Source organism: Streptomyces sp. NPDC002076 (assembly GCF_053593835.1).
Genome location: NZ_JBSFDI010000017.1, coordinates 1 through 16,140, shown reverse-complemented (window position 1 = coordinate 16,140; position 16,140 = coordinate 1). Strand labels below are relative to the sequence as shown.

The following is a 16,140-nucleotide window of genomic DNA, read 5'->3' as shown; positions in this document are numbered from 1 at the left end:
CCTCCGTGCAGGAACGTTCCGTTGGCGTCTCAGCCGTAGGCAGGCAGACCCGCGCCCCGCCCGGCGTTTGTGACGAGCGTGCCGTCGCAGCCGTATCGCCAGGTAGGGAGGGGCCGTGGAGCAGGACGGACCCGTGGCGCAGCGCGCCTGATAACGCGAGAATGTACGGCGATGTCGGCTGACACCGGGAAGTGTTCACCGGCGCCCCGGGGGCGTCAAGGTTGCCGACAGCGACGGTGACGGCGACTCGCACTGCGGCCCGGCGGCGACGGTGCCCGCGACGCACTCGACGCCCAGGTCACCGCCGCCGGGCCGCAACGGACCCAGTCGGGACGGATGTTCACCGGCCTGGCTCGACGGTGGCGTACCCGGCCGGCGCCGGTGCCACCCCGGTGCCGCGCCGGACCTCGTGACCGGGCAGTCCGGCCCGTCCGAGCACCCAGCTCGCGCCGCGCAGCGCCTTGGCCGCCCGCTTCAGCGGAGCGAGCTGGGCCGCGGCCTGCCGGTGGTCGCCCACGGTTCCCGGCGCGCACACCACGGTCGCGAGGGAGAGCGTGACCGGCCGGTCTCCCGCCGACCAGGGCGTGTCGAGCACGGCCGTGACCAGCGGGTCGAGCGCCGCCTCCTCGGCCAGCACCAGGAAGTCGTCCCCGCCGATGTGCCCCACGCGCGCGTGCCCCGAGGCCGCCTGCTGCAGCGCGCGCCCGACCGACCGGATCAGCTCGTCGCCCATGGCGAAGCCGGCACCGTCGTTGACCTGCTTGAAATGGTCGATGTCCAGCCAGCTGAGCGCGAAGGTCCGGCCGTCCGCGATCCACCGGTCCACCTCGCTGGTGATCGCGTCCGAACCGGGCAGCCGGGTCAGCGGATTGAGCCCGGCGGCCTCCTCGACCCGGCTCTCGGCCAGGGCCCGCACCAGGTCCGCGAGCCGCACCACGCCCACGCACCGGCCGTACCGGTCGACCACCCCCACATCGTCGGAGGTCCGGTCCCGGCCGCCGATCGCGACGACGTCCAGCACCTCCCAGGCGGTGGCGTCGACGCCGACCGTGCGGGGCGCGTCCCCCAGCTTGAAGGCCGGCCGGTCGGCGTACAGCGCGTGCCCGTAGCGGGCGGACATCGACAGCAGGAAGCGTGAGCGGTGCACCGAGCGTACGGGCCGGCCGGCCTGGTCCACCAGCAGCACACCGGACACGTCCGGCGATCCGGTCAGCAGCGCCCGCACCTGCCCCGCCGAGGCGGTCACCGGCAGTACGGCGGCCGGGCGCACGAACTCCCGCACCGACGGCCCGGACCGGGGCACACCTACGGTGCCGGGGGAGCGGGGCGGAACGTATACGTCCGCGGCGGGGATCCGGGCCGGGGGCGCGAACAACTCGCCCTGGCCCAGCTGCGCCCCGGCCGCCAACGCCGCCGCGTACTGCAATTCGGTCTCCACGCCCTCCACCGCGACCAGGGCACCCAGTTCCTCGCACAGGGTCCGCATGGCCCGCACCGCGGCCGGCCGGGACAGCAGCGAGGCGTCGAGTTTGACCAGGTCGGGGGAGAGGTCGGTGAGCAGCCGGAGCGGTACGTCGCCGTCCCCGATGCCGTCCGCGCTGATCCGGAAGCCCTGCTCGCGCAGCGCGGACACCGCCTCCAGCAGGGCCCGTTGCGGCACATGCGTGTAGGGCGGGACCACGTCCAGCGTCACCTCCCAGGGCAGGCGCCCTGCCGCGCGCACGGCGTCGTGCAGCGGCGTGAGGCCGCCGAGGTCGGCGAGGGTGGCCGCGAAGACGTTCAGGTGCAGCGGCAGCAGGGTTTCCTTGTGTGTCGCGGCGCGGAGAGCCAACACCGTCAGTTTGCCGTCGAGTTCGGGGTCTCGGCGGGCCTCGGCCAGGATGTCACCGGTCTCCGGGCGGGCGAGTGTCTCCAGTGCGGTGACCGCGCCCGTCCTCAGGTTGACCACTGGCTGGAAGGCGAAGCGGAGAGTATCCGTCCAGGAGTGCACGGGAGCATGATGGCGCTGCCCGCGTGCGCCCAGGCGCAGTTCATGAGACGTTCACGCAGGATTCCGGGGTGATCACACAGCGTGGAAAACCTCTGTGGCCTCTGGTGTCGTACGCCGCCTGCCCGACCCATCGCCCCACCGTGACCGCCCGCGCCGTCACCTCACCGCGATCACCGACGATCCGTGCCCGAACAGCCCCTGGTTGGCGGAGATCCCCACGCGCGCCCCGGCGATCTGCCGGTCGCCCGCCGAGCCTCTCAACTGCCAGGTCAGCTCGCAGACCTGGGCGATGGCCTGGGCGGGCACCGCCTCCCCGAACGAGGCGAGCCCGCCACTGGCGTTGACGGGTATGCGGCCGTCCGGGGCCGTCGCGCCCTCCCGCAGGAGTTTCGCGCCCTCGCCCTCGCCGCACAGCCCCAGGTCCTCGTACCACTGCAGCTCCAGCGCGGTGGACAGGTCATAGACCTCGGCCAGGGAAAGGTCGCCGGGGCCGACGCCGGCCTCCTCGTAGGCGGCCCGGGCGATGGAAGCCCGGAAGGTCTCCTCGGGGGCGCCCACCGCCACGGTGGAGTCCGTGGCGATGTCCGGCAGGTCCAGCACCGTGTTCGGAAAGCACGGGGTCACCGTCGACACCGCCCGGATCCGCACCGGCCGGGTCACCCCGTGCCGGTGCGCGAACTCCAGGCTGCAGAGCACCAGGGCGGCCCCGCCGTCGGAGGTGGCACAGATGTCGAGCAGCCGCAGCGGATCGGCGACCACCGCGGACGCGGCGACCTCCTCGGCGGTGACCCGCTTGCGGTAGCGCGCGTACGGGTTGAGCGCGCCCATCGCAGCGTTCTTCACCTTGACCAGGGCGAAGTCCTCCGGTGTGTCTCCGTGCACCGCGATACGCCGCCGCGCGTACAGCCCGAAGTACGCCGGATTGGTCGCTCCCAGGACCCGGAAGCGAAGCCAGTCCGGATCGTCCGGCCGGTCGCCGCCCGCCGGCCGGAAGAAGCCCTTGGGCGCCGCGTCCGCCCCCACCACGAGGACGACGTCCGCGAGCCCGGCGAGTATCTGTGCCCGGGCCGTGGCGATCGCCTGCGCCCCGGAAGCGCACGCCGCGTACACACTGGCGACCCTGGCCCCCTGCCAGCCCAGGGCCCTGGCGAAGGTCGCTCCCGCCACATACCCGGGATACCCGCCCCGCACCGTGTCGGCGCCGACGACCGAGCCGACCTCGCGCCAGTCGACACCGGCGTCCGCGAGCGCCGCGCGGGCCGCCGCCGTCCCGTACTCCACGAAGGAGCGGCCCCACTTGCCCCACGGGTGCATGCCCGCGCCGAGCACCGCCACGTCCGTCGTCACGCCCTCACCCCCGTCGGCCGCCAGTGCCAGGTCGCCCAGGTCGTCTCCACGTCCTCGTGGAGCACTCCGGGGACGACCTCCACCTCCATGCCCACCGTCAGATCGGCGACGGTGACGCCGGGAGCCGCCTGTCCCAGCACCACGATCCGCTCGGCTGCCAGCTCCACCGCGATCAACGCGTACGGCACCCACGGAAGTTCCGGATTGCTCACATAGGGTGACGGCGGTCGGTACCGGCTGTCCGTGTACGACCAGACGCGCCCCCGTCGCGACAGCGGCGCCTCCTCGAGATCTCCGCCGGGACACCCGGGATTTCGGCAGTGGGAGTCCTCGCGGGGAAAGAACACCGAGGCGCATGCCGTGCAACGGGTGCCGAGAAGCCTGAAATCGTCACCTGTGCCGACGAACCATCCGTCGACCACGGGCGTACGTGTGCGGGACATCGTCCCTCCCTGCCGAGATATCTGACGGAACGTCAGAAGTGTGTCACGGGCATCCGGAATTGGGCAGTGCAGGAGACATGACACGACTCACCAGTGCAGTACGCGGGCTGGTCACCGCTCTCGCCGCCCTGCTGGCCGTGACCACCGCCCCCGCCACCGCCGGGGCGACGACGGAGCCCAAGGCACCGAAGGACTTCGTGGCCCTGAGAACCGTGGATCCGACGATCATCCAGGAGATGCGCTACTTCACCCCGCACAACTTCGTCGGCGAGCGCATCGACGGCTACCAGCAGCCGATGTGCATCCTCACCCGCCCCGCCGCCGAAGCCCTCCACAGGGCGCAGCTCACCCTGCTGCGCAAGGGCTATACCCTCAAGGTCTACGACTGCTACCGGCCGCAGCGGGCCGTGAACCACTTCGTGCGCTGGGCCAAGGACCTCGGCGACCAGGCGATGAAGGGCGAGTTCTACCCGAACGTCGACAAGACCCGACTGTTCGCGGACGGCTACATCGCCGAGAAATCCGGCCACAGCCGCGGCTCGACCATGGATCTCACCATCGTGAAGCTCCCCGCCAGGCCGACCCGGCCCTACCATCCCGGACAGCCGCTGGTGCCCTGCTTCGCGCCCAAGGACGAGCGTTTCCCCGACAACTCCGTCGACATGGGCACCGGATTCGACTGCTTCGACACCCTCGCGCACACACTTGACCCGCGCATCCAGGGCGAACAGCGCGCCAACCGCCTGCTGCTCAAGAACACCCTCGAGGGCCTCGGATTCGTGAACCTCGCCGAGGAGTGGTGGCACTACACGTACAAGCCCGAGCCCTATCCGGACACCTATTTCGACTTCCCCGTGTCCTCCAGTTCGCTCGTCGGCGGCCAGTGAGCAACCTCCGGAAGATGTCCCTCCTCTGATCGGATACAGTCCGCGCGTGTCCGAAACTCAGCACTCAACTGACAACTTCGCACCGGACTCGCACTGTTCGAGTTGCGGAGCGCCCTACGGAGAGGGCGTTTCCGGCTGGCCGCGCACCTGCCCGTCCTGCGGGACCGTCGCCTACCGCAATCCGCTGCCGGTGGCGATCGCGCTCCAGCCCGTGTACGACACCAAGGGCACGGCCCTGGTCGTCATCACCCGGACCGTCGCCCCCGCGCGCGGGGGCACGGCACTGCCCGGCGGCTACATCGACGACCGGGAGGACTGGAGGCAGGCCGTCGTACGCGAGCTCAAGGAGGAGACCGGCATCGACGCGGCCGCCCGGGACGTGCGGCTCGTGGACGCCATGAGCTCGCCCGACGGTCACCTGCTGCTGTTCGGACTCCTCCCGGAGCGTCCCGTGGAAGGGCTCCCGCCGGCCGCCCCCACGGACGAGACCGAGGGCTGGCAGCTGTTGCGCAGGCCCGAGGAACTCGCGTTCCCGCTGCACACCGTGGCCGTACGGGCCTGGTTCGAGGGCCGGTACTGAGCGACGCGGCTCAGCCGAGCCCCCGCACCCGCACCGGGTAGGGGGGCTCGGCGGAACCGCCCTCCCGCTCCCGGGTGACCACCACCCGAGGGCCCTGCCTCCGGGCGACGTAGCGTTCGATCTCCGGCTCGTCCCACCCGCCGCCCGCGTCCGGCACGACCAGACCGCCTCCCGTGCGGCCACGCGCGGGTGCCCACACCTCCAGCTCGACCCGGTCGTCCACGCCGCGCACGGGGACGACCGCACCCGCGCGCGCGAACACCGGTATCCGCGACAGCGGCGCGTCGACGAGCACCTGCGCCGGACCCTCGTACGCCGCCTCCGTCGCGGTGTCGTACCAGCGGCCCCTCGGCAGCTGCACCGCACGCCGGTCGGCACCCGGATCCAGCACCGGAGCCACCAGCAGAGCATCCCCGAGCAGAAACGTGTCCTCGCAGTCGCGCAGCGCCCGGTCCTCCGGCGCCCCCCACCACAGCGGCCGCACAAAGGGGGCGCCGGTGCGCCGCGCCAGATGCGCCAGCGTCATGAAGTACGGCAGCAGCCGCCGCCGTTCGAGCAGCGCCACGCGCGCGTGCTCCAGCACCTCGGCGCCGAACTCCCAGGGCTCCCGACGCCCCGCCCGCAGACTTGCATGGGTGCGGAACAGTGGCAGATACGCGCCGAGCTGGAACCACCTCAGATACAGCTCCGGCGACGGACTGCCGTCGAAACCGCCCACGTCCGGACCTGAGTACGGCACCCCGCACAGACCGAGCCCCAGCACCAGCGACAGCGAGGCCCGCAGCCCGGGCCAGCCGGTCGCCACGTCCCCGGACCAGGTGCCCCCGTACCGCTGCATCCCCGCCCAGCCCGACCGGGAGAACAGGAAGGGCCGCTCCCCGGGCGACAGCTCGCGCAGCCCCTCGTAGCCCGCCCGGGCCATGCAGAGCGCGTACACGTTGTGCGCCTCCCGGTGGTCGCCCCCGCGTCCCTCCAGGGCGTGCCGGGCCGACCGCGGCAGGGTGAGCTCCCCGAAGGCGTTGAACGACGTCGGCTCGTTCATGTCGTGCCAGAACCCGGCGAAGCCCTGCCCGAGGCGCTCCTCGTAGAGTCCGCCCCACCACTTGCGCACGCGCGCGTGCGTGAAGTCCGGATAGACCGACTCCCCGGCCCACACCACACCGCGCACCGTCCGCCCGGAGGCGTCCCGCACGAACGCGTCCACGGCCGAACCGCTGTCGTACACGGCGTTGCCCGGCGCCGCCTTGACGGCCGGGTCGACGATCGACACCAGCCGGATCCCGTCCCGGCGCAGCTCCTCGGCGAGCTGCGGCAGCTTCGGGAACCGCTTCCGGTCGACCGTGAACACCTGGTGGTCGTCGTAGTGGTCGATGTCCAGGTGCACGGCGTCCAGCGGCAGCCCGCGCTCCTGGTAACCGGCGACGATCCGGCGCACCTCCTGCTGGCTGCCGAAGCCCCACCGCGCGTGCTGATGGCCGAGCGCCCACGCCGGCGGCAGCGCGGGCGCCCCGGTCAGCGAGGCCCAGGTGTGCAGCACGCGCGCGGGGGCGCCCACCATCACCCAGCAGCGCAGCGGCCCGCCGTCCATCCGCAGCTCGCAGCGCCCCGCCCGGTCGTGCCCGGACCCGGCGCCCTCCTCGCCCTCGCGCAGCACGACCGTGCCGTCCCACGTGGTGTCGTGGAACACCAGATGCGTGCCGGCGTCGGCCACCACCAGCTGCACCGGCATGGTCACGTACAGGGGATCGTCGCCGGGGCCGAACGCCCGGCCGGGGTCGGTGTTCCACAGCCGGTACGTGCCGTCCCGCAGCCGGGGCCCGGACGACCGGCCGCCCAGACCGAAGAAGCGCGCGTCCGCCGCCACCTCCGACCGCTGCATCCAGCGCGCCGTGCCCCCGCCGACCGGCTCCCACCAGCGCGGCGGCAGATCCCGCCGCAGGGTCACGCCACCCGGCGTACACACCTCCACCGCGCCGCGCCGCGAGACGGTGACCGTCACCCGCTCGGCCACGACCCGCCAGCCACCGTCCTTGTCCGGCTCCAGCACCGCGCGCGGATCCGGCTCCGGACAGCCCCCCGCCAGCGCGTACGACGGCTGCGGACCCGCCCCGTCCCATCCCCAGAACACCGCCCCGTTCACCGCCACGGTGATCCGCAGCTCGGACCGGCCGAACCGGATCAGTCCGCCACCCGGCCCCGGCTCCACGCTCTCCACCTGCCCCGGAACCCGCGCCCGCTCGGCACCCCGCCGCGGCAACCCGGCGGCGTCGATCTGCCGCCTGCGCCACGCCGCCCGTACGGTACGCAACCCCCGAGCCGCCCTCCCCGAGCCCACCACACTCACCGAACGCACCAGGTCACGACCGTCCATGCTGCTCACCCTGCCACTGAGCACCCCACACGCGCGTGTCGTTCAACTGCCGTTCACCCGTGCCAGGACCACATCTTCACGACGCCGACTATGTGGGGTACACCCTGGTGCAGAAGTCGATCACATGGCATCGTCCCTGTCAGCCGCGTCACGCGCACACCCCAGCCCGTGCGCGGACCGACGCACACGACGCGCACAGCCCGGGAGCCGCCCCCATGACGACCGCGAACCCCCAGCCGCTCTGGCAGCCCGATCCCGAGCGGATCGCCCAGGCACGCATCACCCAGTTCCAGGCATGGGCCGCCGAGCACCACGGTGCCCCGGCCGAAGGCGGCTACCCCGCCCTCCACCAGTGGTCCGTCGACCAGCTGGACACCTTCTGGAAGGCCGTCACGGAGTGGTTCGGCGTCCGCTTCTCGACGCCCTACGCGCGCGTGCTCGGCGACCGCGCCATGCCCGGCGCCCAGTGGTTCCCCGGAGCCACCCTCAACTACGCCGAGCACGCCCTGCGCGCCGCGGCCGACCGCCCGGACGCACCCGCCCTCCTGCGCGTCGACGAGACCCACGAACCGCGCCCGGTGACCTGGTCCGAGCTGCGCCGCCAGGTCGGCTCCCTCGCCGCCGAACTCCGCGCCCTCGGGGTCCGCCCCGGCGACCGCGTCAGCGGCTACCTGCCCAACATCCCCGAGGCCGTCGTCGCCCTGCTCGCCACGGCCGCCGTCGGCGCCGTCTGGACCTCCTGCGCCCCCGACTTCGGCGCCCGCAGCGTCCTCGACCGCTTCCAGCAGGTCGAACCCGTCGTCCTGTTCACGGTCGACGGCTACCGCTACGGCGGCAAGGAGCACGACCGCCGCGAGATCGTCGCCGAACTGCGCCGCGAGCTGCCCACCGTGCGCGCCGTCGTCCACATCCCGCTGCTCGGCACCGCGGCCCCCGAGGGCGCCCTGGAATGGGCGGCGCTGACGGCCGGGGACACCGAGCCCGACTTCGAGCAGGTCCCCTTCGACCACCCGCTGTGGGTGCTGTACTCCTCCGGCACCACCGGCCTGCCCAAGGCCATCGTCCAGTCCCAGGGCGGCATCCTGGTCGAGCACCTCAAGCAGCTCGGCCTGCACTGCGACCTCGGCCCCGAGGACCGCTTCTTCTGGTACACCTCGACCGGCTGGATGATGTGGAACTTCCTCGTCTCCGGCCTGCTCACGGGCACGACGATCGTCCTGTACGACGGAAGTCCCGGCTACCCGGACACGGGCGCCCAGTGGCGGGTCGCCGAACGCACCGGGGCCACCCTCTACGGCACCTCCGCCGCCTACGTCATGGCCTGCCGCAAGGCCGGCGTCCACCCCGCGCGCGACCACGACCTCTCCAAGGTGAAGTGCGTCGCCACCACTGGCTCGCCGCTGCCGCCGGACGGCTTCCGCTGGCTGCACGACGAGTTCGCGGAGAGCGGGGCCGACCTGTGGATCGCCTCCGTCAGCGGCGGCACCGACGTCTGCTCCTGCTTCGCCGGCGGCGTACCGACCCTCCCGGTGTACACCGGCGAACTCCAGGCGCCCGGCCTCGGCACCGATCTGCAGGCCTGGGACCCCAGCGGCAAGCCCGTCATCGACGAGGTCGGCGAGCTGGTCGTCACCAACCCGATGCCCTCCATGCCGATCCGCTTCTGGAACGACCCCGACGGCAGCCGCTACCACGACAGCTACTTCGACACCTACCCCGGCGTCTGGCGGCACGGCGACTGGATCACCGTCACCTCACGCGGCACCGTGATCATCCACGGCCGCTCCGACTCCACCCTCAACCGGCAGGGCGTGCGCATGGGCTCGGCCGACATCTACGAGGTCGTCGAGCGCCTGCCCGAGATCAGGGAGTCCCTCGTCATCGGCATCGAGCAGCCCGACGGAGGCTACTGGATGCCGCTGTTCGTGCACCTCGCGCCCGGCGTCGTCCTCGACGAGGCACTGCTGAACCGCATCAGGCAGACCATCCGCGAACAGCTGTCGCCGCGCCACGTACCCGACGAGATCATCGAGGTACCGGGCGTCCCGCACACCCTGACCGGCAAGCGCATCGAGGTCCCCGTCAAGCGCCTGTTGCAGGGCACGCCCCTGGAGAAGGCGGTCAACCCGGGCTCCATCGACAACCTCTCCCTGCTCGGCTTCTACGAGGAACTCGCCCGCAAGCGCGCCTGACCCCCGTAGGCGGCCTCGGACCTGCCCGGCACGGCGGTGACGTCCGAGGCCGGCCGCGCGGCGTCGGCAGGCTCCAGCCGCCGGCCCTGATCCGCCCACGCAACCATCGCGTTTCGTCCCTGCCGCCTGGCCGGCAGCGAGGCGCGGGCCCGGCCGGCGGCGCCGGTCACCGCCGGGAACGCCGGAGCGTCGACGCCGCACCGCGTGCAGACCGTCGCGTCAAGGCGTGGACAGGTATTCGGGGGCGGCCCACGCGACGTCGTCGACCGCAAGCCATGGCGCAACCGCAACGGCCCTGGGCGTCACACCCGCGAAGGCCAGGACATCCCGATGAAGGTGGGACTGGTCGGCGTAGCCGATCTCCGCCGCCACCTGTGCGGCGCTGTGACCCGCGGCCAGGCGGTGGGCCGCGTGGTCGAAACGGACAAGCTGAGCGGCGCGCTTGGGGCTGAGACCGATCTGGGCGCGGAACCGGGACCACAGACGCTTACGGCTCCAGCCGACCTCGGCTGCAAGCGGCTCGACCCGAACCCCTCCCAGGTTCGTGACCATCTGCCCCCACACGAAGGCGACCTCAGGATCGACCGCCCGGCCAACCTCGTGTCGTCGTAACAGCGCGGCCCCCACGATCGCGAACCGGTCGTCCCATGACCGGGCAGCGCGCAGTTGCTCATGGGTGCGCGCAGCGTCGCGGCCCCAGAGGTCATCGAGCGAGACCACCATCCCGCCCAACTCCGAAGAGACGCCCAGCACCGCGTGCGCCACCACCGGTGACAGCCGCACCTGCAGGCACTCGATGTCACGGCCGCGCCCTCGAACGCCGCTGGGCACGAGTCCGACGACGACACTGCCGTTCTGCCGGCAGCCGCTGATGTCATCGACGGCGAGCGGCCCGTCGCCCAGGTCGATGGCCACCGTGACAGCCGGATACGGGACAACGCCCAGGTCGACGAAGTCCGTGGTACGAGCCCGGAATCCGGCCATGCTGGCCCCCGGCAGCAGGCCGGGCCGCGACGGGGTGGCGATGTCCCACACCGTTGCGGCGTCATGAGCCGACTCGGCGGATCGCATGGCGTCAAGCTACGCGACATTCATCCAAGACGCGATGTCGCCGACGCGACGACACTGACGGCTCCTGCAAGCACCGCGGACCAGAAAGGACCGCTCGTGACGCACTCGCCGATCGACCCGTTCACGCCGGCCGTCGAACTCGCCGCAGCCATACGCCGAAAGGAGGTGAGCCCGGTCGAGGTGGCGGAGCGCTGTCTCGAGCGGATGGACGAGCTCGACCCCCGGCTGAACGCCTTCTGCCACCGGGCCGACGACGACGTCCGCAAAGCCGCGGCTGCCGCGTCCGACGCGGTGGCGCGGACCCCGTCGACCGAAGACCTCCCGCCGTTCCATGGCGTCCCGCTGCCGATCAAGGACCTGCTCGACGTGGCCGGATGGCCCACCACCCATGGGTCCGCCGGCGCCGCGCAGGCGCCGGCCGCAGCATCGGACCCGGTCGTGCAACGGTTCGTGGACGCGGGGTTCATCCTGCTCGGCAAGACCACCACCTCCGAGTTCGGTGCCCTGCCCTTCACCGAGAGCGAAGCCCTGGGCATCTCGCGCAACCCGTGGAACCCCGATCGCACGCCGGGCGGGTCGTCGAGCGGAGCGGGCGCTGCCGTCGCCGCCGGTATGGCGCCCATCGCCCACGCCGAGGACGGCGGCGGGTCGATCCGCATCCCCGCGTCGTGCAACGGCCTCGTCGGGCTCAAACCCACCCGCGGCCTGGTCACCAACGCGACCGTCAGCGTGGAAGGCCTCGGCACCAGCGGCGTACTCACCCGCACGGTGGCGGACACCGCGGCCGCCCTCGATGTGCTCGCGCGCCACGACCCGGCCGCGTGGTGGTCACCCCGGACCCCGCACAGGTCCTTGGCCACCGCGCTGGAGACGGACCTGCCGACCGGGCTGCGGATCGGTGCGCTCACCGACTCTCCGATCGACGGGACAGGCGTGCACCCGGCGTGTGCCGAAGCCGTCGCCGTCACTCTACGGACGCTCGAATCGGCCGGTCACCACGTCGTCGACACGCGCCTTCCGCTGCCCCCGACCGACGAGCTGGTGGCGGCGTTCACGACCATCTGGAACGTCGGCGCTGCCGGGATCGCACTCGCGGACCCGGACCGCATCGAGCCCCACAACCGTGCCCTGCGTGACGCGGCACGATCGATCGACTCGTGGTCCTACGCGGAAGGGGTGAGGAAGACCCAACAGTTGTCGCGGCGCATCGTCGAAGGCTTCCTCGCCCGCTTCGACCTCCTGGTCACGCCCATGATGGCGTGCCTCCCGCCGCTCGTCGGTGCCTGGCGGGCAGGCAGCGACGACGATCCCCTGACGGCGCTGCGGAACAGCTATCCGATGGGGGTGTTCACGTCGGTGTTCAACGTGACAGGCCAACCGGCGATCTCGGTCCCTCTCCACCACGACGACACCACCGGCCTGCCCGTCGGCGTCCAGATCGTCGCTGCGCCATGGCGGGAGGACCTCCTGATCCAGGCGTCTCGCACCCTCGAACTCGCACACCCGTGGGCCGATCGCCGGCCGCCCGTCAGCTGAGCACGAGGCCCTTCCCAAGGCAGACCAGAGGTCCCGTTGTCAGTGCCGCCGGTTACGGTGAGTGAGCATTGATCGACCACGCACATTGGGGGAAACATGGTGCACACCGACCACCAGACCATGCGACGCGTCCTGCGCCGAGAGATCGCCGGCACCATCGGCCTGCTCACCGACGAACACGACTTCAGCGCCATGCGGCGCTACCGCAGCTTCACCTTCGACGACCACGCGACCTACCTGAAGCAGGTCGAGGCCGTTCTCAAAGCCCGCGCAGCCCAGGGCACCCACACCACACTCGCCCTGTTCGACCCCGAGGACTACGCCGCCTACTGCGCGGAAACCGGCCTCGACCCGGAAGCCCCGACCACCCGGACCCGCTTCACCGCCGAACTGGCGGCCACCGGCCCCACCATCCCCTACGACGGCCAACCCCTCGCCACACTCGTACCCGCCCTCGTCGACGAAGCCGTACGTCAGGCGACATGGGAGTACGCCACCACCCTGCTGTCCCGCCTCGGACCCTGCCCCACCTGCGGCGAGGACATCGGCAGGGCGGCCTTCACCCGCGCCTCCGACCTCCTGGTCCGCATCCTCGACACCGCACCGCCCCGCGATCGGCACCTCGTCTGCAGCGTCTCCGGATCTCCGGAGACCCTCGTCTCCGTCCTGCACGGCGACCAGGACGACGACGGCGGCATCCGCCTCGACGAGGCCGAGGCCCTGGAATTCACCAGCGTCCTCGCACTCGGCCTCGCCACCCGAAGCCCCGGCGGACTCGTCCTGCGCACCAGCGCCCCGGACACGCCCGACCGCGTCTACGGCTGGCGACTGCGCTCCGGCGGCCTCGAACCACTCACCGCCTCCGAAGTGTTCGACGCCTACTGCACCGACATCGAATCCGGCGACCTCATCGCCCCGGAACCCGACGTCGACTACTGCGAGCCCCCCGACCTCGGGGACGAGAACACGGCACCCGGCCACCGGCACTGACCGAACCGGCGCGCCGGTCCCCGCCGACCGCGCCGACAGCACGCCGAACGCATGCCGAGCGCACCAGGGGCGCCCCACCCGAAGGCGGGACGCCCCTGCACCCGGCACACGCGACGCGCCGCCGGTACGGCTACTCGCCGGACAGCACTGCCTGCGCCGCGCTGCGCGCTTCCTCGGCGCTGTCCGCGGCACGCGCGGCCGCCGCGGCCCGCTCGCACTGCGCCAGCGTGTACTTCGCCAGCGTCGCCCGGACATAGGGAATCGACGCCGCACCCATGGACAGGGAGGTGACACCCAGACCGGTCAGCACACAGGCCAGCAGCGGGTCGGACGCGGCCTCACCGCACACACCACAGCTCTTGCCCTCGGCCCTGGCCGCCTCCGCGGACAGTGCGACCAGGTCCAGCAGCGCCGGCTGCCACGGGTCCTGAAGCCGGGACACCGCGCCCACCTGCCGGTCGGCCGCGAACGTGTACTGCGCGAGGTCGTTGGTTCCCAGCGACAGGAACTCGACCTCCTGCAGGATCGAACGCGCCCGCAGCGCGGCCGACGGGATCTCCACCATCGCGCCGAACTTCGCCTGCAGCCCCGCCTCACGGCAGGCGTTCGCGAACGCCTTCGCGTCCGCACGGTCCGCCACCATGGGCGCCATGACCTCGAGATAGACCGGCAGCCCCTCGGCGGCCTTCGCCAGCGCGGTCAGCTGCGTGCGCAGGATCTCGGGGTGGTCCAGCAGCGTGCGCAGACCCCGCACGCCCAGCGCCGGGTTCGGCTCGTCGGCCGGGGTCAGGAAGTCCAGCGGTTTGTCCGCACCCGCGTCCAGCACCCGCACGACCACACGACCCTCGGGGAACGCCTCCAGCACCTGCCGGTAGGCCTCCACCTGCTTCGCCTCGGAAGGAGCGTTCTTGCTGTCGTCCAGGAACAGGAACTCGGTACGGAACAGACCGACGCCCTCGGCCCCGGCCTCCACAGCGGCAGGCACGTCCGCCGGACCGCCCACATTGGCGAGCAGCGGCACCTTGTGCCCGTCCGCGGTCGCACCCGGCCCGGTCGAGGCGGACAGCGCGGCCTTGCGCTCGGCGGCCGCGGCCTCCAGCTCCGCCTTCTTCGCCTCGCTCGGGTTCACGAAGATGTCGCCGGTGCTGCCGTCCACGGCGATCACCGTGCCCTCGGTCAGCTCACCGGCACCCGGCAGCGCCACGACCGCCGGCACACCCAGCGCCCGCGCCAGGATTGCGCTGTGGCTGGTCGGCCCGCCCTCCTCGGTCACGAAACCGAGCACCAGGGAGGGATCCAGCAGCGCGGTGTCGGCGGGAGCAAGATCCCGCGCCACGAGCACATAGGGCTGGTCGCTGTCCGGGACACCCGGCATCGGAACGCCCAGCAGCCGGGCGACGATACGATTCCGCACATCGTCGAGGTCGGCCACGCGGCCGGCGAGGTACTCACCGGCACCGGCCAGCAGCTCCCGGTACGCGGCGAACGCGTCGTACACCGCACGCTCGGCCGTGCTGCCGACGGCGATCCGCCGGTCCACGTCCGCCATCAGCTCGGGGTCCTGCGCCATCATGGCCTGCGCCTCGAGCACGGCCTGGGCCTCGCCCCCGGCCAGATTGCCGCGCGCCATCAGATCGGCGGCCACGGCGTCCACGGCCTGGCGGGCGCGCCCCTGCTCACGCTCGGCCTCCTGCGCGGGGATCTGCTTGGCCGGCGGCTCCAGCACCGCCGTACCCATGTGCCGAACCTCGCCGATCGCCACGCCATGGCTCACGCCGACGCCTCGCAGCGTTGTCTCCATCTCACCCGTCTCCGATAGTGCGGCGGGTCCCGCCGCCGCGGTGGTTGTCCTGATCGCCGTCCGACGACGGCACTGCCGTCAGTTCCAGGCGAAGAGACTGTCGCCGGCCTTCACGTCTCCGCTGTCACGGACGTCGGAGAGAGACTCGGCGGTGGCTTCGAGGGCGACGACGGGGCACACCGGGGACTTGCCGGCGGCCTCGACCGCGGAGGGGTTCCAGCGCACGACGGCCTGGCCGCGCGTCACCGTGTCGCCCTTGTTGACGAGCACCTCGAAACCCTCGCCGTTGAGCTGCACCGTGTCGATGCCGAGGTGGGTGAGCACGCCGTGCCCACTCTTGTCCACCACGACGAAGGCGTGCGGGTGCAGGGAGACGATGACGCCGTCCACGGGCGCCACGGCCTCGGACGGCTCACGCACGGGGTCGATGGCGGTGCCCGGGCCGACCATGGCCCCGGAGAAAACCGGATCCGGCACTTCGGCCAGTCCGATGGCCCGTCCAGCGAGCGGGGACGTCACGGTGGTCATGGGAAGCCTCCCAAGGAGTGGAGCTTGCTTACGGGCCGTCACTGCCTGTGCCGGACGGCGCTGGCAGCAGCGTATGTCAGATGAACTGGTGGTTCCGTATAGAAGCTACCAGTTAGTGGTCTAGACCACCAGCTCCATGGATTTGCACCGCCTTCGAGACTCCGTGTACAGTCGTACTCCTGCTTGGGGCGGAGCGCCGCAAGAGCGCCCACTCAGCAGAACCCAAACTCGTCAGATCCTATCTCTGGATCCGCTTCTGCATGTCCGCAGAGGGGTGGTCAGAGAGACGGAAAAAGCCTGGTAGAGTTTGAAACACCGAAGGGAAGCGCCCGGAGGAAAGCCCGAGAGGGTGAGTACAAAGGAAGCGACCGTTCCTTGAGAACTCAACAGCGTGCCAAAAATCA

General features: G+C 71.8%; 12 protein-coding genes. 5 read left to right on the top strand and 7 right to left on the bottom strand.

Features of this window, described 5'->3' with window-relative positions:
• Window positions 1–340: 340 nt before the first annotated feature.
• From ACWCQS_RS30785 to ACWCQS_RS30775, 3 genes are all read right to left on the bottom strand, one after another.
• The gene (locus tag ACWCQS_RS30785; RefSeq protein WP_451007490.1) at window positions 341–1,990 is read right to left on the bottom strand and encodes an EAL domain-containing protein; all 1,650 of its coding nucleotides are present in this window, start codon (window positions 1,988–1,990) and stop codon (window positions 341–343) included.
• A gap of 156 nt (window positions 1,991–2,146) precedes the next feature.
• Window positions 2,147–3,337: a lipid-transfer protein gene (locus ACWCQS_RS30780; protein WP_451007489.1), complete on the bottom strand. Its 1,191-nt coding sequence runs from the start codon at window positions 3,335–3,337 to the stop codon at window positions 2,147–2,149.
• Window positions 3,334–3,759 carry a Zn-ribbon domain-containing OB-fold protein gene (locus ACWCQS_RS30775; RefSeq protein ID WP_451007624.1) on the bottom strand — a complete coding sequence of 142 codons (426 nt, stop codon included), beginning with the start codon at window positions 3,757–3,759 and terminating at the stop codon, window positions 3,334–3,336. The genes ACWCQS_RS30780 and ACWCQS_RS30775 overlap by 4 nt, the downstream gene beginning before the upstream one ends.
• Window positions 3,760–3,857: 98 nt before the next feature.
• Here ACWCQS_RS30775 and ACWCQS_RS30770 point away from each other — a divergent pair, with 98 nt between their 5' ends.
• The gene (locus ACWCQS_RS30770; RefSeq protein ID WP_451007488.1) at window positions 3,858–4,667 is read left to right on the top strand and encodes a M15 family metallopeptidase; all 810 of its coding nucleotides are present in this window, start codon (window positions 3,858–3,860) and stop codon (window positions 4,665–4,667) included.
• Between the two features lie 46 nt (window positions 4,668–4,713).
• Window positions 4,714–5,247, top strand: a complete 534-nt coding sequence (locus ACWCQS_RS30765) for an NUDIX domain-containing protein (protein WP_451007487.1) — start codon at window positions 4,714–4,716, stop codon at window positions 5,245–5,247.
• A gap of 10 nt (window positions 5,248–5,257) precedes the next feature.
• Here ACWCQS_RS30765 and ACWCQS_RS30760 read toward each other — a convergent pair whose 3' ends face one another.
• Window positions 5,258–7,618 (bottom strand): glycoside hydrolase family 31 protein, encoded by a 2,361-nt coding sequence (locus tag ACWCQS_RS30760; protein WP_451007486.1) that lies wholly within the window; start codon window positions 7,616–7,618, stop codon window positions 5,258–5,260.
• A 215-nt stretch (window positions 7,619–7,833) separates the two neighbouring features.
• On the opposite strand from ACWCQS_RS30760, the gene ACWCQS_RS30755 reads away from it, so the two are divergent.
• On the top strand, window positions 7,834–9,810 hold the full coding sequence (locus ACWCQS_RS30755) for an acetoacetate--CoA ligase (protein ID WP_451007485.1): 1,977 nt from the start codon (window positions 7,834–7,836) through the stop codon (window positions 9,808–9,810).
• A 219-nt stretch (window positions 9,811–10,029) separates the two neighbouring features.
• Here the strand turns inward: ACWCQS_RS30755 and ACWCQS_RS30750 are convergent, their stop codons facing one another.
• Window positions 10,030–10,881: a helix-turn-helix domain-containing protein gene (locus ACWCQS_RS30750; RefSeq protein WP_451007484.1), complete on the bottom strand. Its 852-nt coding sequence runs from the start codon at window positions 10,879–10,881 to the stop codon at window positions 10,030–10,032.
• 96 nt (window positions 10,882–10,977) lie between these two features.
• Between ACWCQS_RS30750 and ACWCQS_RS30745 the strand changes: the two genes are divergently transcribed.
• Both ACWCQS_RS30745 and ACWCQS_RS30740 read left to right on the top strand, forming a co-directional pair.
• The gene (locus ACWCQS_RS30745; RefSeq protein ID WP_451007483.1) at window positions 10,978–12,417 is read left to right on the top strand and encodes an amidase; all 1,440 of its coding nucleotides are present in this window, start codon (window positions 10,978–10,980) and stop codon (window positions 12,415–12,417) included.
• Window positions 12,418–12,513: 96 nt separating this feature from the next.
• Complete coding sequence (locus ACWCQS_RS30740) at window positions 12,514–13,407, top strand: hypothetical protein (protein ID WP_451007482.1); 894 nt, start codon at window positions 12,514–12,516, stop codon at window positions 13,405–13,407.
• 130 nt (window positions 13,408–13,537) lie between these two features.
• Here ACWCQS_RS30740 and ptsP read toward each other — a convergent pair whose 3' ends face one another.
• On the bottom strand, window positions 13,538–15,208 hold the full coding sequence (gene ptsP / locus ACWCQS_RS30735; RefSeq protein ID WP_451007481.1) for a phosphoenolpyruvate--protein phosphotransferase: 1,671 nt from the start codon (window positions 15,206–15,208) through the stop codon (window positions 13,538–13,540).
• A gap of 78 nt (window positions 15,209–15,286) precedes the next feature.
• Window positions 15,287–15,736 (bottom strand): PTS sugar transporter subunit IIA, encoded by a 450-nt coding sequence (locus tag ACWCQS_RS30730; protein WP_451007480.1) that lies wholly within the window; start codon window positions 15,734–15,736, stop codon window positions 15,287–15,289.
• Between the last annotated feature and the right edge of the window lie 404 nt (window positions 15,737–16,140).